This window comes from Legionella spiritensis (genome assembly GCF_900186965.1).
Lineage (GTDB): Bacteria > Pseudomonadota > Gammaproteobacteria > Legionellales > Legionellaceae > Legionella_C > Legionella_C spiritensis.
In genome coordinates this window covers 1-19,982 of sequence record NZ_LT906457.1, presented here as the reverse complement: position 1 = coordinate 19,982, position 19,982 = coordinate 1, and the positions used below count along the sequence as shown (strand labels likewise).

Sequence of the window (19,982 nt, the reverse complement as noted above, 5' to 3'; positions counted from 1 at the left end):
CTATGCACGCTTGATTTTCAGCGACAGGGTTATGAATGTTTGTGGCGAATGACAAAACACCGATGGATGCGCGAATTACGGGCAAAATCGGGATCCAGGGTTTCCTTGCTGATATCCTCGACCTCATATCGCTGACACAGCGGATCCGCCAATCGGAACTGTCGCCGATTGGTGGAGAAATACAAGACACCTGAGGAAGACAAAACGCCCATGGCACCTTGAATCAACATCTCATGATCCCGCTGGACATCCAGTGTGGTCGTCATACGCTTGGAATTGGAAAAACTGGGTGGATCCATAAAAATAACGTCGAACTTATCAGGCGTTATTTTTAACCACTGCAGGCAATCGTAGTGCACGAACTGGTGTCTGTCGAGATCGAGATGATTTAGACGAAAATTATCTTCCGCCCATTTCAAATACGTTTTGGACATATCAACGTTGGTCGTTAAAGCGCCTCCAAGCGCGGCATGCACACTCGCTGTGGCCGTATAACAGAAGCAATTTAGAAAACGACTTCCCGGTTTCAACCCGGAAAATCGCATACGCAAAGGCCGATGATCGAGAAACAATCCAGTGTCCAGATAATCATAAAGATTAACGATGAATTTGGCCCGTCCTTCCGTCACCACCATGGTCTTTTTCGTTTGCGCCAGTTTCTGATATTGCTCCTTGCCTTTTTGCTGTTTCCTTTTTTTAATCACCAGATTGTCCGCTGCAATACCAAGAACCGACGGAACAACCTGAATGACTTCCAGACTGCGCTTTTCCGCTTTGTGTGCCGGAATGGAGGAAGGCGCGGAATACTCCTGCAAAACGGCGTGGTCATTGTATAAATCAATGGCAAACGCATATTCAGGCAAATCCGCGTCGTAAACCCGATAACAACTGATTTGCTGGCGTTTGGCCCATTTCTGCAAATGCTGCTGGTTTTTCTTTAATCGGTTGGCGAACATTTGCGCGCCTTGCGACAACGAACCTCCGGTAGTACCTTTCAGTCGATTATCCTCGCTTAGCGTCAGGTAATACAGTTTACATTCCAACGGTCCGTTATATAACGTGTATTGTTTGTCGGATCTGAGGCCCAGAGCTTTGGCCAGCATAGGATTAGCCGTCAGGATAGCCGCCTCCCAACCCTGGAAATGGGCATGAAGCGTATGACCCAATTGCTGATAGAGAGGAATCAGCTGGGTCGCCTCTCCCATCCGCTCGCCATAAGGCGGATTGCAGATCACCAGACCCTTGCCGCTGGCCGGGCGATTGTCCCCAACTGCCAGATTGTCAAACGCCACTAAAGGCAAAACCCCGGCCTGTTCCGCGTTAGTATGCGCCAGAGCAATCATCTTTTTATTCTGATCGGCGCCCTTGATGGAAATTTTAGGCGGTTTGACCTGTTGCAGAGCCTGTGCTCTGATTTTTTCCCATAAGGACGGCTGATGCTGTACCCAGTGCAGCAAGGATTGATCATGGCGTAGCAAACCAGGCGCTATTTGCGCCGCCATCATGGCCGCTTCGATAACCAGAGTCCCGGAACCGCAAAACGGATCCAGCAAGGAATATCCCCTGGCTGCCCAATGCGGCCACTTTGCCCGGATAAGCATGGCGGCCGCGATTGTTTCCCTAAGCGGCGCACCGCCAGCCTGGGTACGATAACCACGTTGATGTAAACTGTATCCGGTTAAATCAAAACTGACCGTGACCACATCCTGTTTAAGATGGGCATGCAGGCGAATCTGTGGATTTTCCTTGTCAATGCCAGGTCGATGACCTTGCTGACGGCGGAAATGATCGGCAATCGCGTCCTTGACAACCTGCGCGCCAAACATGGTGTTGCGGATGTGTGCCGACGAACCGTGAAACTCAATGGCCAGCGTTTTATCGACCGTAAACACGGTTTGCCATGGAAACTGCGTACATAATTGATATAAGGCTTGTTCATTATGAGCTTCGCCGCTGAATAAAATAAGCTGGACGCGATTGGCCAGGCGAGACCAGACACATAAATGATAAACAACCGCCAGCGTCGCTGTACCAAAAACACCTTGGGGACTAACACGGTTAACCTGTAAACCCAGGTATTTCAGTTCCTCTTCCAGTAGATATTCCAGTCCTTTGGCACAACTGACAAACAAGGAATAATTCATTATAAACAGGACCTTAAAAAACGAAACAGTGCTGTTGACGCACCTGTATTGCGATTGTTTTGCTGATCTTCAGCCACCTTTTTAACCAATTGACGCAACTGTTGCACATCTTGTGGTTGATATTGATTGACAAACTCGGTTAACGCGTCCTTATCCCCGTTAATTAATCGATCACGCCAATGCTCTATTTCATGAAACAAAGCGGTTTGGGATCGGCTGTCCGCCAAAAGCTCTTCATAGGCTGCAATAATAGCATCGCTGTCAGACGCCCTCATCAATTTGCCGATTAATTGCGATTGCCGTCTTACTCCGCCATGCCCTTTTATGGTTTTAGCATCCATAATCGCCTGTCGCAGCGGAGCAGGAAGGGGTAATCTCTCCAGATCCGACACGTTCAAATCAATAAGTTTGACTCCAAATTTCTGCAATGCTTCCGCATCGCGTTTTTTTTGCGATTTACTCTTATGCTCTTCCATCTCGTTAACCTTTGCCAGGGCCGGACGAGTCGTCCGGCATAACAGCCAATAAACCCGCCTCGTCTATCAATTCCCCGGCTTTTTCAGCCAATAATTGATGTATAAACGTCGTCGGATGAACGCGATCCCAGAATAAATAATCATCACAGCGCAATGGTTCTTCCCGCGCGTGTTCAGGAAATAACGCGTAGACATATCCGGTTACCACCGCTTCATGCAATTGCGGATTTGATTTTATCATAGACCATTGCTGCTCCGTGAGATCAGGATGCTGCTCCTTCATCGCCTGATACAACTGATCATCATCCGGCAACATGGCTTTAAGCCAGCCCGTGTAACCACCGAGATAACAAGGGTCGCTGACATTATTAAGACCATAATCACCGGGACTGGCAATGGCTTCGTTAAAATAACGATACGTGTCAAAATAAATGAACGTAACCTCGGGATATTTTGCCCGTAATACCTCAACCTGATAAGCGAGCTTGCTATTATGAGCCAGCGTTAAATCCGTGAGCAATTGCTGGGTCTGGTTGTCTCTGGCCTGTGGCAAACTTCCCAAATCCGGAAGATTGGCAATAAGAAACTTATTGCCGCCATAACCTATCAAACGTTCAATAACATTTCCAATGGCCGCCGTAACACCATCGGTCAACGGTTCAATATTGGTTGGGCCGTTAATGTAATTATTTCCCCCGATCCAGATGGCGTATAATGTGGTCTCCTTGCGGCCATAAGTATGCCAATACAAATAGTTATCCAGTTCAAACGTCAGGGTAAACGGTAAATTTTCCTTGTAGGACAGAACGGCCCCGGCCCCACCAACAGCGTAATCCTGAAAACCTTCCTGATAATCGCCGGGAAAATAATGGCCATATAAATACTCTACCCACAAAGGCCCGTTTGAAAAATGACCTTCAAAATACGGGGGAGACGCCGGCAGGTAATACCAAAGATAACGATAAATATTGCCGTTATCCGACAGGCTGTCGCCGAAAATAACCATGGTGTCAAACTGTTTGTTCGCAGCAAGGCAGGCCAAACTCAACATCAACCCTGCCAATAAACCCGCTATTTTTTTCATAGACTTCTTCCTTAAAGCTCACTTTTTACTTATCAGGTCGCGGCTAATTGCTCGGCTTGAATTCCTGGCCTTAGGCGGAAATAAGTTCGGCTTATCGCATAAAGATTATAAATTAAAATCAAAAGCAGTAACGAATGTAACCAGGTTACGGTCAGATGATTAAATATCGGAATAGTTATAATCACCCCAATGATTCCGGCCAGGCTCAAAACGAGCGTTTTTTTCAACGGAATTCTATCATATTGCAAAAAAACAAGGGTTGTCAGCGGTTGTTGCATGGCGCCTGCCGTGGTCATAATCGGAAACGCGACCATCGGTGAGACATTCAATAAAAATAACACAGCCTGTACCATAACAAACAAGCCGATACCAACCGAGGTTAATGCGCCGCAAATCATCATAGCCACAAAGCCAATGGCCAGTTTATAAGTGTGCAATTCGACCACCTCACCATGAACAGGCATCAAACGCAGCTGATGACAGACAAGCAACACGATGATCAAGGTAAAACAGCACATCATGGCCAGACGAATAGATTGTTTACTCAGACGGCTAACCACCGTACCGCCGATAACGCCACCCAGGCAAGTACCAAAAACCAGTACTAACAAGGTGGCCAGATCGACATCGACAATTTGCATAAAAAATAACGACTCGATAGTACCAGGTATGACCTGGGCGCCGTTATTGACCGCAGGCAATTCATCGTCGGGAAATGTTCCCAATAATTTGGCCAGCGTCACATTAACAGCAAAACTTCCTATTCCAAGCGTATCGGCTATAAAGGCAATAACACCGCTGGCGGTCAATTTGATGTAATCCAGTGGCGACAAGTCAACCCGAGGCTGTTTTTTCAGGCGATAAAACATGGCCGCCACGCAAACCAGCGTGAGTAACAGGATAGAAACAATGATCAGGGAAATCGCCATGAAGCTCTCAACATCAATTTTATGGAATTCTATTCATTAATTCTGAGCAGTCCATTGCAAAATACCAATACCGTCCTTGAGTTATGGAGATGAGAAAGAAGTATAACCCAAGGTTCGCATGACAAACAACGGAATAGTCAGTTTGATTTTTTTAAGAACAAAATATTGGCAAGTCACTAGCATCACTTCCATCTGGTTTTGGCAGGCGCCTGTCATTCCCGCGCAGGCGGGAATCTATGGCTAAATTGGCTCTGTGCTATATCAGGCATAAATTCCCGCCTGCGCGGGAATGACAAGAAATGGCACACTTTGTGCAATGCTACCTGTCAAAACTAAATGGAAACAGTACTAGGTTCCGTGAACAAAATTTCTAATTAGTTGAAAAAAAGGCAGTTTCTATAGTGAAATACGATTTGCCGTCGAAAAATCACTAAAAAACTGCCAAAATGAATAATAACATATCAGAGCAAGTATGGAACCGACTCTATTCTTTTTTGCGAGGAATAAAAGGTCTTCATACACAAGAAGAAAAGAGATTGCGCCGATTTATAGAAGGGATTTGGTATATATTGCGGACGGGATGTCAATGGCGTCTTCTTCCTGATTATTATGGGCATTGGCGCCAGGTTCACAGACGATATAAAGCTTGGTCTGATCGAGGCATTTGGTCTGAATTAATGTGTTCAGTCAGTGATATTGATGATCAGGCCGTTATGATCGATGCAACGATTGTGCGTGCTCATGCTTGCGCATCAGGCTATAGCAAACAAGGAAACGAAGCTCAGGCACTGGGCCGTAGTAAAGGGGGCTTTACTACCAAAATACATGCTGTGGTTGATGGGTTAGGTAACCCTATTCGATTTACTCTAACAGGCGGACACAGAAACGACATTACTCAAGCGGCTGAATTGCTAAAAGAACAGCGCAATACATTAGTACTTGCTGATAAAGGATATGATTCACAGCCATTCATTAGCTCCCTGAAGAGTCATAATTGTTGTCCGGTGATCCCATCGAGAAAGCATGTAAAATGTCCAAGAAAAATTGATAACGAGGTCTATAAAGAGCGGTTCTTAATCGAAACTTTTTTCTCAAAAATAAAGCATTTCCGCAGGGTTTTTTCACGTTTCGATAAAACCATTTCAGCATTCTTAGGGTTTATTCACTTTGCCGGAGCGCTGATATGGATGCGTTAGAAATTTTGTTCACGGAACCTAGGGCGTGTCCTCATTCTGTGAACAAAAAATTTCACAGCTGCAAATGCGGCCAATTGACACCATTTTTTTGCGAAAAGGCCGTAGCCCGTAAGGAGGCCTGCAGCCGTATTGCGGGTTTGCTGTGCCAGTTAGGAACGTTATCCCGCATTACGGCTTCGCCTTCATGACGGGCTACAAGAAATTATTAGTTGTTGCGCAACTATAGTTGTCTTGTTTTCGAGCGGAAAAAATTGGTTCACAGAACCTAGAAACGATTGTTGCGAAAATCGTCCAGAGCGTCCATGACTTCTTCGTGGGTATTCATGACAAAAGGCCCGAGGCGCGCTATCGGTTCTCGCAGTTTTTTAGCAGTGACGAGCAGGCAGTGAACAGGGTTTTCATCCGCGCTGATGGTGATCTGATCACCATCGGTAAGAACCGCAAGCACTTGGGCTTCGACTGACTGCCGCTCAATAAACACGGTCCCATCCAGTACAAACAGGATGGCTTGATGGCCGGGAGAAACCGGTTGTGTGAAGGTTTGTCCGGCAGGCAGGCTGATATCGAGAAACAAGGGGTCGGTCGCAATACCTTTCACCGGTGAAGGCATCCCTGCCGGCGTTTTTCCGGCAATAGCCTTGATACGAACACCTGAGGCCAATGTTTCCACTGGCAATTGATCGGCCGTAAACTCCTGATAGGCAGGCGGTGTCCATTTACGGTCAGCCGGTAAATTCAGCCAGAGTTGCAACCCTCTCATTCGCCCGTTAAGACCCTGCTGCGGCATCTCGGAATGAATAATACCGCTGCCAGCGGTCATCCATTGCACGCCGCCTGCATCTATCGTTCCCTGATGACCATGATTATCCTGATGGGTTATCCGGCCATCAAGCAGATACGTCACCGTTTCAAAGCCGCGATGCGGATGCTGTGGAAATCCGGCCAGGTAATCCATGGGATCGGAGCTGTCAAAAAAATCAAACAGCAAAAAAGGCTCATAAGGATTCTGTCGATCGGCACCTATGTAGCGGTGTAATTTAACGCCGGCGCCTTCCCGCATCAGAGTGCCGGTCAGGAGTTGACTGATTGTGATGGTAACCATGGTACTGCCTCGCAATGGCAAAAGAAATTTTCCAGGGTGACGACGTGACAAAATCGAAGCCGTCCCTTTCTAGCTTAGTCAAAATGATTTGTTTTGACCAGCGGCCTGTTTCTCACCTCATTGCCGGACATAACGCTTTCGCTTATTCTGAAAAATCAGGATAAATCCAGGGAAAAGGAACGTCTTATGAATACACTGGAACACACCGAAGTCGGAAACCACTTACGCATAGATCTTTCGGAGCACAACAATCCTTATCTTTATTACGGCGAACAGGGAGAAATTCGCATACGGCTAATGCGATTTGACCAAACCCTCCCCGAACCCATGGATATAGAACTGTCGACCGGAGAAATTGTGGCGATGGCCGGAGATTATTACACATCCTACCAATGGGATATGAAGCTTAATCTACCGCCTTGCCATGATTTTGACAGTACGGAGGCGCTTGGCCGCCATTTAATTCGTCAACCTGTTCTTCCGGAAGAGCAAAACGCGTTAATGGATGCCTACAACAATCTGGCCGCACCGGATGTCCGCCGCAAGGATATCGACAAAATATATACGATTAGCCAGGCCAGCTACATCCCTTTTTCAACAACACTAAATGATTACGCCAGACAATTGATGATTTACCTGCGGGTAAAAAATTATGGCGAACTCTTAAACCGTAATCAAACCCACTTCACACCCTGGTCCGTACGGGTTTATACCCTCGGCCATCATCTCGCGCTGAATGCCACCCGCATCGCTTACGAACTGTATCAACTTGCCGAAAACGGGGATTATCAACCTCAACACGAAGAAATTCGGGATATATGGAAACAGCTTGAATCCGCACACAGCCCGCTTACCTCCGAAATTATCAGGGATTTGGCCCATCGTTATCATGCTCTGGCTGTAGGTATCGAATGTTTTACCTTTCATTATTTCTCGGATCATTTTGCCGCCGGTCATATGGCGATGATGGGGGATTTGCGGGTGCTGCTTCCACAACGTTTCGGCACAACAATGGGCGGAATTTTGGCCAATAATTTTCATAATGAACTAAACCGGATCGGAGTAAATACCAAACGAATTTATGATCCAACACCGGACAAAAACGCACCAACGACACCCGCGACCGGAGATGACGATTTTGATATCTGCCGCAATTATTTTAACAAAAAGGCCTGTATTGCCGGAATGCAATGCTCCTTACAGGATTTGGAGCGGGTATTAAACGGGGAGGATATTCCTGAACCGCAACAATACGGCGGACTGGAATATTTGCCTGATCTCGATGACAACATTCGTCAGCCCAAACCTTTATTTGTTCCGGGCGATCATGGCGAAATATACGTTCGCAATCCTTTAAACCGGATTCCGGTAATCTCACCGTCGGAGCTTGACGCGATACGCGCCAATCCCAAAGCCTGTGGTTATAAAGAGGTGCGCAATAAACTATCCGCATTCAAGCTTGTTGCGCAATTACGACTGCTTCCGTTTATCTTCGAAGGCAAGGAACAACCTTTAACGGCAGATGAACGGATTCGCATTGAAGAGGATGAGCTGCAGCGCAATCCCCATCGCAAGCCTCTTCCCACGCCACCTTGTGAAACAACCCCAGGGGAGAGTGAAACTATCATCGATTGGCGTAAATCGGCCAGTCCGAATCCACATCGATATGGTCTCGCCAGCCATGGTATGTATCCATCCAGGTCGGAAAAACCTGTTATGGACAACGAAACGGTTGTGGAATCAGCAAGTAATCGCCTGTAATCCCCTGCCAGAAAAGGACTTTCGTAATTTGTCCATTTCTGTGCGAGTCATGCTAAAATGATGACTATTTAACCAAAATCTATTGATACTTTTTAATTTTGACAGAGCGGGTTATCAAATTAGCAACCCAACCTGCCAATTTTTAGATCAGGACACACCCCAGGCTCTGTGAAAATTTTGGTTCACAGAGCCTGACCTAACGGAGAATTTGTCGTGGCATTTTTTAAACGATTACCCCTTTTATTGCTGTTTCTTGCCTTCAACACGGCCATCCATGCCGGTGTTACCCTGACTGATATAGACGGGAGACGCATTTCCTTTGCCGCCTTGCAAGGTAAATGGGTGTTCATAAATTACTGGGCGAGCTGGTGCCAACCCTGTCTCGATGAAATTAAAGAGCTAAACCGGTTTTATCAAAACAGAAAGAGAAAAGTGGCCTTGTTTGCGGTTAACTACGATGCCCTGCCGGTACCGGAGCAAATGAAACTGATTAAACAATACGGCATCACTTACCCCAGTTTACGGCAGGATCCGGGCAACGTCTTGCATTTGGGCGATATACGGGGCGTACCGGCTACCTTTGTATTCAATCCACAGGGACAATGGGTTACAACCCTTTACGGCGGCCAAACACTGGATTCACTTGACGAAGCCATGACGGAAAACCGTAACCAGGGTACCGAATGATTTATATATATTCAAATAGTATTATATATGATCTTAAAGAACGGTAGCCGTATTGCGGGTTTCATGGTCCAATATTGTCCCGGGAGAACAAGTGCGTGCCTAAATGCACGTTTTCCCGCATTTCGGCTTCGCCTTCATGACGGGCTACAGGACTAACCACACACTTTTTTGCAACCGTAAGAAATGTTGTTCACAGAACCTATCCTTCCCCTTCATCGCCATGAATCATAGGTTCCTGAAACAATCGTCGCTTTTGAGCCTGGGTTAGCCGGATTGTCATCTGCCAGTCTCCCTTATCGTCTACGTACTCCGAAACAACGGCGCCTGATTGATAAAGCTGCGCCCTCAATTTCGCGTTCCGGGCTTCGACAAGGATTGTTTCCTCGATGATAACACCATGAAGCTCTGTGGCGATGGCCTTGACCAGCAAATCAAGGCCCGCACCGGTTTTTGCAGACACCCAGACTTTGCAACCGTTTTCCTGTTGATTAAGCTTCGCTTGCCAATCCGGTTGTTGATCAATTTTATTAAACACCTGAATCACCGGCAACTTGTCCACTCCGATTTCATTGAGTACCTGCTCGACGGCGAAAACATTATCCCGCCAGTCCAGATCGGAAATATCAATGACATGCAGCAATAAATCCGCCTGTTCCGTTTCTTCCAGGGTAGCACGAAACGCTTCCACCAGATGGTGGGGAAGATCGCGGATAAAACCTACCGTATCGGCCAGAATGACCGGAGAGGAGCCGGGGAGATCCAGTTTACGCATGGTCGGATCGAGGGTGGCGAACAATTGATCCGCGACGTAGCTGTGACCGGCGGTCAGCGCATTAAAAAGCGTTGATTTACCGGCGTTGGTATAGCCGACCAGCGAGACAGTACATAACGAGGCTTTACGTCGCGCGCGACGATTTTGATCGCGGCTGCGCCGGACTTTTTCCAGACGTTTGTTGATGTATTTAATACGATCACGCAAAAGACGGCGGTCGGTTTCCAGCTGGGTTTCCCCGGGGCCGCGAAGCCCTATTCCTCCCTTTTGCCGCTCCAGGTGCGTCCATCCCCGCACGAGACGGGTGGACAAATGCTGCAATTGCGCCAGTTCCACCTGAAGTTTCCCTTCAAATGTGCGGGCACGCTGGGCGAAGATATCGAGAATCAAACCGCTGCGATCCACAACCCGGCATTGCAATAAACGCTCCAGATTGCGTTCCTGCGAGGGGGACAGTTCGTGATTGACCAAAACCAGTTCGGCCTGGTGATGTTTAACGGCAGCCTGGATTTCTTCTGCCTTGCCAAGGCCGACAAAATATTTCGCCTCAGGCGTGGCCCGAGACCCCGATATACAAGTCATTACTTCCGCATTCGCTGAAAGAGCGAGCTCCTGAAATTCAGCAAGGGCCTTGCCGGCATCAATACCGGGTAAGGCCAGTTGCACCAAAACAGCACGTTCTCCACCTTGCGGGCGCTCAAACAAAATTGCAATTCCACTACAATAAAAGGACGCTAGTCTGCCACATTTTCCTCATCCTCACCAGTGGGTATTTTAACCATACGCGACGGCACCACGGTGGAAATGGCGTGTTTATAAACCATCTGGGTAACCGAGTTTTTTAACATGACGACGTACTGATCAAACGAATCCACCAGTCCATGAAGTTTTATCCCGTTAACCAAAAAAACTGAAACAGGTACCTTTTCCTTACGCAGTTCATTGAGAAAGGGATCTTGTAATAAATGATTTTTTGACATTGCCTTCTCCTTATTTTTTTTATTAAGGCAACCACACATTTTTAGTATAGACCTGTTTGTTTTGTAATTCTTGGTTAGTTTGCATTTTTATTTTTCAAAAAGATAATTTATAAACAAAAAATACGGATGCTTGGATAGAGGGAAACAGCCTGCTACACTCTTCTGTCGTCCAGCTGTTTTAGCTTGCTTTAAAATGATAAGGAGTGTTACATGAAGTATATCAAAGATGAATTATTAACTGATATCCCTGCTGCGGCAAAGAAACTTCTCAAAGATGATTCCCTGGTTGAAAGTGCGGAAGCATTAGACCAGATGGAGAGTCATGAAAAGATCGCCCTGATTTCCGAAATGATCTTTCAATGTGATAAAAATGGACTGAAGGATTTGGTTCATAGTAATGAATCTCTGCGGCATCATGCAGAAAGTGAAGACAGCTTTCATGCCCTTTTGTCAAAGGGTCTTGAAATCGGTCAACGTGCCCAGGCCATGCTGGATAGCCGAAATAAAAATCCTCAGCAATATTTGCTCGGGAAAGAATTCAATGAAGGCGCCTTATTCCATCAGTTTCATCAATTAAGCTGTGATCTTTTTAACAGGGATAGTAAAGCCCTTGCTACACGACTGGTTTTATGTACCCCGGAAGATAGAAAGACTCAACGAGAATTATTGAATAATATTCGAATAGTATTTGAAGGGAGCCAATTTGCAACCGATGTGGGCAGCGCATTTGAATTAAATCGTTATCTTATGAAATTCACCGACGACGCTTCTATCGATGATGCCCTGAGTGAACTGGAGAACATGAAGCAATTGTTGGTCGATTTCCCCGGTATTGTAGAGGGCAGGCTGTCCGGCAAGGAATCCGAGATTGCAGATAGATTAATGGAATCCAAAAGCTATAAACCTTCCGCCATCAACAGAATGCTGGAAACAGTTACGTCTTCAGCGGTCGAGAAAGATCATCCGTTTAGAGCCATCAGTACCTGTCTCGGTAAACTGGCAGAGCAAAGGCGAGAAACGTTAAAAGCCAGTAACGCTCCGGAATCGACATTTTTCCAATCTGCTGAACTGCGGGCGCGTAAATCATCAAAGTCTTCCGCTTCCGAAGAAGATCGTTTACTGGAGGAAGACAAAGATCATAAAAAAACACCCGGTTGCCTTCCTTGCTGGCCATTTTAATTCATCTGCTTTCCATTCCGGTGCCTGTTCTTTGGGCACCTTTTTTTAGTTCAACCAATTACTATTAAAAGCACGCACTGTGTGTTATTATTTTATACATAACGTCTTTAAATTTTACTTTAAATGGCCCGTACAAAAGTAATAGTACAAGGTGTGATTACCGCCCTTCTTCTTCCAACGGGGATATTCTTAAGCCTGGTGTTATCCGCCCTTTTTTTAGCGCTTATGGCCTTGGTTTCACCTGTTCTTGTTGCTGGTCTGGCTATAAGCGGTGCGGCAATAACGTCTAAAAAAATACTGGACAAGCTTTTTCCTCTGGATTTTAATCGCCCTGAACCTAGTCCTCTGAAAATGGTTACCGTTGGCGCTGCAGGAGTATTGCTTGGTTTTGGTTTTATGCTTTTGTATCTGGCTCCATCAACACTACTTGCCCTGGCATTTTTTACCGTAGCGACTTGCGTGATTTTTCCCTATATGAGTGTCATGATACCTTATAGGGGTGCGAAGATGATTGTGGATTTTTTTGAGTCAACTTTTTTTAACTCAAGCAAGCAATCAAAACGACATGACAATCCATTGAGTAGAAACGATTATGTCTCATCAAAAGACAAGGATGATGACAAGGAGACTTTTCTGAAAGCCAACGATGAGTTGCGACAACCAACAACGAATCAAGGGAAGCATCATGGCAGTTACGCATTCGGACTGCTGCGTCGGCTTAGCAGAAGACCATCTACGACAACAATAAAAAATCCGAAGAGTGAAGTACATGGCTATTCTCATGATTTTTCCACATCAACCATGCCTTAAACCCCGATGGTTTTGAGAAATATCTTACAAAGTGCTCATCATAATCCTGCAAGACTTTTTGTCTTTCGTGAGCGATACTTAGATCATACAGGATGACATGGATTGTCTGACAGGAAGTCAACAAAAGGGACCAGCACAATGGATGTGCTTCGCTGCAAGGATGCGGCTTTTTTTGAAGACTGGCAACATAGGTCGCTATTCCATTTTTTCTCACAATAATCAAAAGCGTTTCTTCACTATTTATCCATAAAATTTTAGTCTCTGTACACGTATCTCATCCAAAAATTGGTAGCCGTCGCCGTCATGAAGGCAAAGACGTAATGCGGGATATCATTCGAACAGGTATTTACCTGAACTACTGCAACAATATTGGGAGATCAAACCCGCAATACGCCCGCAGGCCTCCTTACGGGCTACCGTTTTTTTTGCAAAAAATTGCGCAAAAAAACCATTAACATTGCTGTTTATACATCAATATTTCCGGCTTCCAAAGCATTGCTTTCAATAAAATCACGGCGTGGTTCTACATGATCGCCCATGAGCGTAGTAAATATTTCATCGGCGGCAACCGCATCCTCAATATTGACTTGCAACATGCGGCGTACGTCCGGATCCATGGTTGTTTCCCAGAGTTGATCGGGGTTCATTTCACCGAGACCTTTGTATCGTTGAATGGTCTGGCCACGCTTGGCTTCATTCATCAACCACTCCAGCACTTCTTCAAACGTTTCAACCTCTTGTTTTTTATCACCGCGTTTTATGAAGGCACCCTCATCAATTAAGGAAACCAGTTTGGTACCAAGATTGGCCATATCCTTATAATCTTTGGACTGGAAAAATTCGATATTAAATCGATGTTCATGTTCAATACCATGCTGCGTAATGGTTACTTGCGGAAGATATTGATTCGTTTCCTGATTATGGTAAACAAAGACCTTATATTGGTGGGATTTTCCATCGATCTGCTGCAGACTTCGACTCAATTGTTCTGTCCAGTTTGCCATAGCATCCTGACGCGCAAAGTCATCCTCATTAAGTGCGGGCAAATAGGGGATCCGCTTCAATATGGCTGCGTCATAGCGTCTGGAATGACGTTTAATGATTTTTTCAACCCGGCGATATTGCCGTACAAGCTCTTCCAGTACCTGTGCGGCAATAGCGGGTGCGTCGCTGGACGGGAAAAATTCCGCGCCATCCAGCGCGTTCTGAGTCAGATAGTCTGCCAGTGCGTCATCGTCTTTTACGTATTGTTCTTGTTTGCCACGTTTGATTTTATAAAGTGGAGGCTGGGCAATGTAAATGTAACCACGCTCTATCAACTCAGGCGTCTGCCGATAGAAGAAAGTAAGAAGAAGGGTGCGAATATGCGAGCCGTCGACATCGGCATCGGTCATGATGATAATGCGATGATAGCGGATCTTATCGGGATCATATTCATCAGGACCAATCCCGCAGCCTAACGCAGTAATCAATGTTGCTACTTCCTGAGAGGATAACATTTTATCAAAACGGGCTTTTTCCACATTAAGAATTTTTCCTTTCAGAGGAAGGATAGCCTGGAATTTCCTGTCTCTGCCCTGTTTTGCAGAACCGCCGGCTGAATCACCCTCAACAATGTATAATTCCGACAATGCGGGGTCTTTCTCCTGACAATCTGCGAGTTTACCGGGAAGTCCGGCTATATCAAGAGCACCTTTTCTACGTGTCATTTCTCTTGCGCGGCGTGCCGCTTCGCGTGCCCTGGCCGCATCAATAATTTTACCAACAATTGACTTGGCAATAGATGGATTTTCCAGCAGAAAATCATTCAATTTTTCAGCCACCACCGATTCGACAACGGCTTTTACTTCGGAAGAAACCAGTTTATCCTTGGTTTGTGAAGAAAACTTGGGATCAGGTACCTTCACCGACAATACCGCTGTTAATCCCTCACGCGCGTCATCACCGGTTGTAGTTATCTTGGCTTTTTTGGCAAACCCTTCATTTTCAATGTACGTATTCAACGTTCTGGTTAAAGCCGCTCTGAAACCAGCCAAATGGGTTCCTCCATCGCGCTGTGGAATGTTGTTGGTAAAGCAGAAAATGGTTTCCTGGAAAGAATCATTCCACTGCATGGATAACTCAACGCTGATGTTGTCTTTTTCTGCATTTAGTGAAAAAACAACCGGCATGATAGGCGTTTTATTACGATTAAGATGCTCGACAAAAGCCTTGATTCCCCCCTCGTACCGAAATGTATCCTGTTTTTGGGTACGTTCATCAAGAAGATGAATACAAACCCCGGAATTAAGAAAAGACAATTCCCGCAGTCTGCGAGCCAGAATATCATAATGAAATTCAATATTGGAAAATGTGTTGGCGCTGGGCTTGAACCAAACCTGTGTTCCCGTTGCAACAGCGTCACCCGTGACAGCCAGCGGTGCGTCTGGTACCCCGTTACGGTAGTGCTGTTCGTGGACTTTATTATTACGCCGGATGGTGAGATGCAGTTCTTCGGAAAGCGCGTTGACTACGGAAACGCCTACCCCGTGCAAACCTCCGGAAACCTTATAGGAATTATCATCAAATTTGCCGCCTGCATGGAGGATTGTCATAATCACTTCCGCCGCTGATCGCCCTTCTTCCTCATGAATGTCAACAGGAATACCGCGACCATCATCTTTAACAGTGATCGATTCATCAACGTGAATAATGACATTAATTTCCTTGCAATGCCCTGCCAACGCTTCATCAATGGCATTATCAACCACCTCAAAAACCATATGATGCAGGCCGGTTCCATCATCCGTATCGCCAATGTACATTCCCGGTCTTTTTCTGACCGCATCCAGTCCCTTCAAGACTTTAATATTGGACGAATCATAACTAGCATTAACCGACATAAAGAATTCCTCTGTTCCTGATTCCGCTGCAGCAAATAATACATTATACCACTTTTCCCCAGGGTATTATATGATTCATGAGGATATGAAAGACAGGAATACCTTAGGTTCTGTAAACATCATGTTTCATGTTATAGCGGTATTTGTTTCACGTGAAACATAGAACCTGTCACAGCGTTTTATTGATTCTGTCTTGCTGTATATGGAAACGATCCTGGTACTACTAGTGGTATTTTGCAAAGGATCCCTATTTATGTACACATTTTTACTCATTGATTGAGCTCATTTATGCTCATTGCATGTACTCATTTTTACTCATTGATTGTCATCTTTGCGCAGGCGGAGATCTATTTTAACGTGAATGGATTCCCGATTTCTCGGGAATGACAGAACTTACCACGGTAGTACTAGGCTCTGTGAACCAAAATTTTTTGCAGATGTGAAAATTTTGGTTCACAGAACCTAGGTACCTAATCTATAGGTTTGGAAATTGCTGTTGCCAAACAAATTCAACAAAGGCTGGTTGGAATGAGTAGTCAGGAAATACTGCCCATCGTTATCCTTGATGTACTGTAACAACCTGTAAAGGTGATGTTCGTCAAGTTCAGCTGCAACATCATCGATTAAAAAAAGACAAGGTTTATCAAGCAGCAAGGCCTGAGCAAACTTCAAGGCAAAGAGCAGAATTTTTTGCTGACCCCGTGATAAAAAATGCCTGGCCTTGTGCTCATCACATTGAAATAGAATATCAGCCTGATGTGCACCGTAATGAGTGAATTGTCTTTGCAAATCCTGCTCGATGGTGTCGTTTAACACCGATAATAATGATTTTCCGTCCCCACGTTTATCCCAGCCTTTATAATAGTGCAAACGACAAGATACATCAGTTAAACGAGGCAGCATTTTTTGAAAGGTTTGATCCAGTGTATCAACGTAATCCTGACGCATAACATGTAATTGTTCTCCCAATTCTGCCAGTAATTTATTCCAGGGAGCCAACATCGTTGATTGAGCACGCTGTTTTAATAAAATGCTACGTTGCTTAAGCGATCGTTTATAGTTTTTCCATAGCTGATGGTAATCGTGTTTCACGTGAAACAATCCCCAATCCAGCAAACTTCGCCGCACGGAAGGGCCTGCATCAATAATTTGAAAGATATCCTGATAGAAAACCTGGATTGGCAAAAAACGCGCCAATTCACTGTTGCTAAGGCACGGATTCGTATTAATACGAACGGACGTTGGTGCCGATAATGATTTACTTATGGAAATGGTTTGCTCATCGCATGTTTTGGCAAAAACAACCAACTCCGATTGTTGAAACGAAACCAGTGATGATATTTCCCGCGAGCGAAAGGAATGTCCGCATCCAAGCAAATACAAGGCTTCGAGAAAAGAGGTTTTACCGCTGCCATTGACACCTGTAATGACATTAATTTCAGGATGCAGATCCACACGTACCTGGGATAGATTGCGTAAATGATGAATCTGCAACTGGGCAAGGGTCATATTTTCATTGGCATGATAATATATTGATAATTTTCATCCTGCAAAGATTCAACAAGGATGCTTCTATCGGTGGTTGACATGGAAAGTCGTACCAGCCCATCCGGAAAAAAGGTCAGCACGTCCAAAAGATAACTCGCGTTAATACCTATTTTCAATTCATTGCCATCCACATTTGCTTCCAGCAACTCCGTCGCTTCTTCCTGCTCCTGATTATTGGCAATCAATGTCAGGGAGTTGGGCTGTAAATGGATAAGAACGGCACGAGATTTTTCATTGGCGAGAATAACAATACGTGATAAGGCCCGCTTGAGATGATCCCTATCAATAAGCACAAATTTATCATGATCCGTAGGTATGGCCTTGGCGTAAGGAGGGAATCTGGCTTCAATTAATTTCGTTGAAAACGTGTAATGTTCCGTAACGAGTCGAAAATGACCTTTACCCGCCGTTACCGTTATCAATTCATCCGCAATATTATTTAGCAAACGAAGCATTTCCTGAACACCTTTACGTGGTAATAAAAAACGATACTCACCCAAGGATTCATGACACTGGGATTTACAAATAGCCATACGATGACCATCCGTAGCGACTGCAGTCAACGTATGACCGTTAATTTCAAGTAACAGGCCATTTAAGAATATGCGAACATCCTGTTGCGACATGGCAAAATGCGTGGATTGAAATAAATGAATCAAATCATTCCGATTAATGGAAAATTCCGTATCGCTTTTATCCAAATCGCTCACAGGAAATTGCTCCGCTGGCAACGAAGCCAGTTTAAACTGACTTCGTCCTGATTTGATGGCTACGGAACCGGATAACAATTGTACCGTGACATTCGTTTCTTCATCCAGCGAACGTATTATATCAATAAATTTCCTGGCCTGAACAGTAATTTTACCCGTTGACTCAGACGAGGCGCAATTTAAATAGGCGGACATTTCTATTTCCAGATCCGTTGCGGTAAGCACCAGCCGATTGTCCGTGAGATGAAGCAGGATATTAGCCAGAATAGCCAGAGATTGCCGCTTGTCCACAGCACCGGCTACGGTCATTAAAGAAGGTAATAATTTGTTTTTTTCAATGGTTAGTTCAAACATGCTTACTCTCAATCACGACGATAGAATGCGCATCAAATTTTTATGATCTTCCGCAAAATCACTTTCATTCTGAACAAGTTCTTTCACTTTACGGCAGGCATGTATGACCGTGGTATGATCACGCCCTCCAAAATGATCACCTATCTCAGGCAAACTATGGTTAGTGAGTTCTTTTGCCAGTGCCATAGCCATTTGTCTTGGTCTTGCAATGGATCGGCTGCGTCGTTTTGATAACAAGTCAGCGACCTTGACCTTATAGTATTCCGCCACCGTTTTCTGGATGTTTTCAATGGTCACCAGTTTGTCTTGCAATGCAAGAAGATCACGCAACGCCTCATGCACAAAGTCAATGGTAATAAGCTTGCCGGTGAAATGAGCATTGGCGATCACACGCCGTAAAGCACCTTCCAGCTCCCGAACATTAGAGCGTATGCGTTTGGCAATAAAAAAAGCCACTTCATACGGCAATTCAATATTGGATTGTTCCGCCTTGCTGATAAGAATGGCTACCCGTGTTTCCAGTTCGGGAGGCTCAACAGCGACCGTTAATCCCCATCCGAAACGGGATTTTAACCGTTCTTCCACGCCTTCAATTTCCTTGGGATAGCGATCACTGGTTAAAATAATTTGCTGTTGTCCTTCCAGTAACGCGTTAAACGTATGGAAAAACTCCTCTTGTGAACGATCTTTACCGGCAAAAAACTGAATATCATCAATAAGTAACGCATTGAGAGAACGATAGAATCGTTTGAATTCATTAATGGAATTGGTTTGCAGGGCTTTCACCATATCAGCGACAAAACGTTCGGAATGAAGATACAGAACTTTCGCCTCGGGATTGTTTTTCAGGATGGTATTGCCAATGGCATGCATCAAATGGGTTTTACCAAGCCCTACTCCCCCATAAATAAATAATGGATTGTAGGCGTCCCCGGGTCTTTCAGCCACTTGCAGGGAAGCGGCACGTGCCAGTTGGTTGGAATTACCTTCGACAAAGGAGTCAAAATGAAATTTTTTATTCAAATAACTATTTTTATAATCAGCCGTCTTTTTGACGACAGGCCTGGTCTTCTCCGGATTTCTCGTATCGACCAGAGGTGCAGATAACTCGGTTCTGCTGGCAGTTTTACTACCTATTTCAATAATAACGGATGAAATCAGTTCTCCACCGATTTGCGTGGCCAGCTCCTTGATTCTTTCGTAAAAATGCTTTTTTACCCAGTCGACTACAAAACGATTGGGAGCTAATAATATCAGGCTGCTATCCTGCATTTCAGCATGCAACGGTCGTAACCAGGTATTAAACTGTTGAGGAGGAAATTCCTCCTCCAGAAGGCCCAAGCACTTCTGCCACACATTTGCAGACAC

At 45.2% G+C, this 19,982-nt stretch carries 16 protein-coding genes; 5 read left to right on the top strand and 11 right to left on the bottom strand.

Annotated features, from left to right (window positions below):
- Positions 1-29: 29 nt before the first annotated feature.
- From rlmKL to CKW05_RS00070, 4 genes are read right to left on the bottom strand one after another with little or no spacing between them, the layout of a single operon-like run.
- Positions 30-2,144: a bifunctional 23S rRNA (guanine(2069)-N(7))-methyltransferase RlmK/23S rRNA (guanine(2445)-N(2))-methyltransferase RlmL gene (rlmKL, locus tag CKW05_RS00085; RefSeq protein WP_058484781.1), complete on the bottom strand. Its 2,115-nt coding sequence runs from the start codon at positions 2,142-2,144 to the stop codon at positions 30-32.
- Positions 2,144-2,620 carry a ribosome biogenesis factor YjgA gene (gene yjgA / locus CKW05_RS00080; RefSeq protein WP_058484782.1) on the bottom strand — a complete coding sequence of 159 codons (477 nt, stop codon included), beginning with the start codon at positions 2,618-2,620 and terminating at the stop codon, positions 2,144-2,146. The genes rlmKL and yjgA overlap by 1 nt, the downstream gene beginning before the upstream one ends.
- 4 nt (positions 2,621-2,624) lie before the next feature.
- Positions 2,625-3,704, bottom strand: coding sequence for an SGNH/GDSL hydrolase family protein (locus CKW05_RS00075; RefSeq protein WP_058484783.1), 1,080 nt, complete (start codon positions 3,702-3,704; stop codon positions 2,625-2,627).
- Positions 3,705-3,736: 32 nt separating this feature from the next.
- The gene (locus CKW05_RS00070) at positions 3,737-4,633 is read right to left on the bottom strand and encodes a TSUP family transporter (RefSeq protein ID WP_058484784.1); all 897 of its coding nucleotides are present in this window, start codon (positions 4,631-4,633) and stop codon (positions 3,737-3,739) included.
- A gap of 446 nt (positions 4,634-5,079) precedes the next feature.
- Between CKW05_RS00070 and CKW05_RS00065 the strand changes: the two genes are divergently transcribed.
- A complete protein-coding gene (locus CKW05_RS00065; protein ID WP_058483223.1) occupies positions 5,080-5,829 on the top strand; it encodes an IS5 family transposase in 750 nt (249 codons plus the stop codon).
- Between the two features lie 265 nt (positions 5,830-6,094).
- Here CKW05_RS00065 and CKW05_RS00055 read toward each other — a convergent pair whose 3' ends face one another.
- Positions 6,095-6,931, bottom strand: coding sequence for a pirin family protein (locus CKW05_RS00055; RefSeq protein WP_058482236.1), 837 nt, complete (start codon positions 6,929-6,931; stop codon positions 6,095-6,097).
- 186 nt (positions 6,932-7,117) lie between these two features.
- Between CKW05_RS00055 and CKW05_RS00050 the strand changes: the two genes are divergently transcribed.
- Together CKW05_RS00050 and CKW05_RS00045 are read left to right on the top strand one after the other, a co-directional pair.
- Positions 7,118-8,692 carry a hypothetical protein gene (locus tag CKW05_RS00050; protein ID WP_082642703.1) on the top strand — a complete coding sequence of 525 codons (1,575 nt, stop codon included), beginning with the start codon at positions 7,118-7,120 and terminating at the stop codon, positions 8,690-8,692.
- Positions 8,693-8,905: 213 nt separating this feature from the next.
- Positions 8,906-9,379, top strand: coding sequence for a TlpA family protein disulfide reductase (locus tag CKW05_RS00045; protein WP_058482234.1), 474 nt, complete (start codon positions 8,906-8,908; stop codon positions 9,377-9,379).
- 199 nt (positions 9,380-9,578) lie between these two features.
- On the opposite strand, the gene hflX is transcribed toward CKW05_RS00045, so the two are convergent.
- Positions 9,579-10,856 carry a ribosome rescue GTPase HflX gene (gene hflX / locus CKW05_RS00040; protein ID WP_058482233.1) on the bottom strand — a complete coding sequence of 426 codons (1,278 nt, stop codon included), beginning with the start codon at positions 10,854-10,856 and terminating at the stop codon, positions 9,579-9,581.
- A gap of 29 nt (positions 10,857-10,885) precedes the next feature.
- Positions 10,886-11,131 carry an RNA chaperone Hfq gene (hfq, locus tag CKW05_RS00035; protein WP_058482232.1) on the bottom strand — a complete coding sequence of 82 codons (246 nt, stop codon included), beginning with the start codon at positions 11,129-11,131 and terminating at the stop codon, positions 10,886-10,888.
- 210 nt (positions 11,132-11,341) lie between these two features.
- On the opposite strand from hfq, the gene CKW05_RS00030 reads away from it, so the two are divergent.
- Positions 11,342-12,310: a hypothetical protein gene (locus CKW05_RS00030; protein WP_058482231.1), complete on the top strand. Its 969-nt coding sequence runs from the start codon at positions 11,342-11,344 to the stop codon at positions 12,308-12,310.
- A gap of 123 nt (positions 12,311-12,433) precedes the next feature.
- Positions 12,434-13,120, top strand: coding sequence for a hypothetical protein (locus tag CKW05_RS00025; protein WP_133141203.1), 687 nt, complete (start codon positions 12,434-12,436; stop codon positions 13,118-13,120).
- Between the two features lie 464 nt (positions 13,121-13,584).
- On the opposite strand, the gene gyrB is transcribed toward CKW05_RS00025, so the two are convergent.
- The 4 genes from gyrB to dnaA form a co-directional block, all read right to left on the bottom strand.
- Positions 13,585-16,002 (bottom strand): DNA topoisomerase (ATP-hydrolyzing) subunit B, encoded by a 2,418-nt coding sequence (gene gyrB / locus CKW05_RS00020; RefSeq protein ID WP_058482229.1) that lies wholly within the window; start codon positions 16,000-16,002, stop codon positions 13,585-13,587.
- A gap of 462 nt (positions 16,003-16,464) precedes the next feature.
- Positions 16,465-17,511, bottom strand: a complete 1,047-nt coding sequence (recF, locus tag CKW05_RS00015; protein WP_058482228.1) for a DNA replication/repair protein RecF — start codon at positions 17,509-17,511, stop codon at positions 16,465-16,467.
- Positions 17,508-18,614: a DNA polymerase III subunit beta gene (dnaN, locus tag CKW05_RS00010; RefSeq protein ID WP_058482227.1), complete on the bottom strand. Its 1,107-nt coding sequence runs from the start codon at positions 18,612-18,614 to the stop codon at positions 17,508-17,510. Before dnaN ends, recF begins: the two co-directional genes overlap by 4 nt.
- A 12-nt stretch (positions 18,615-18,626) precedes the next feature.
- On the bottom strand, positions 18,627-19,982 hold the full coding sequence (gene dnaA / locus CKW05_RS00005; protein ID WP_058482226.1) for a chromosomal replication initiator protein DnaA: 1,356 nt from the start codon (positions 19,980-19,982) through the stop codon (positions 18,627-18,629).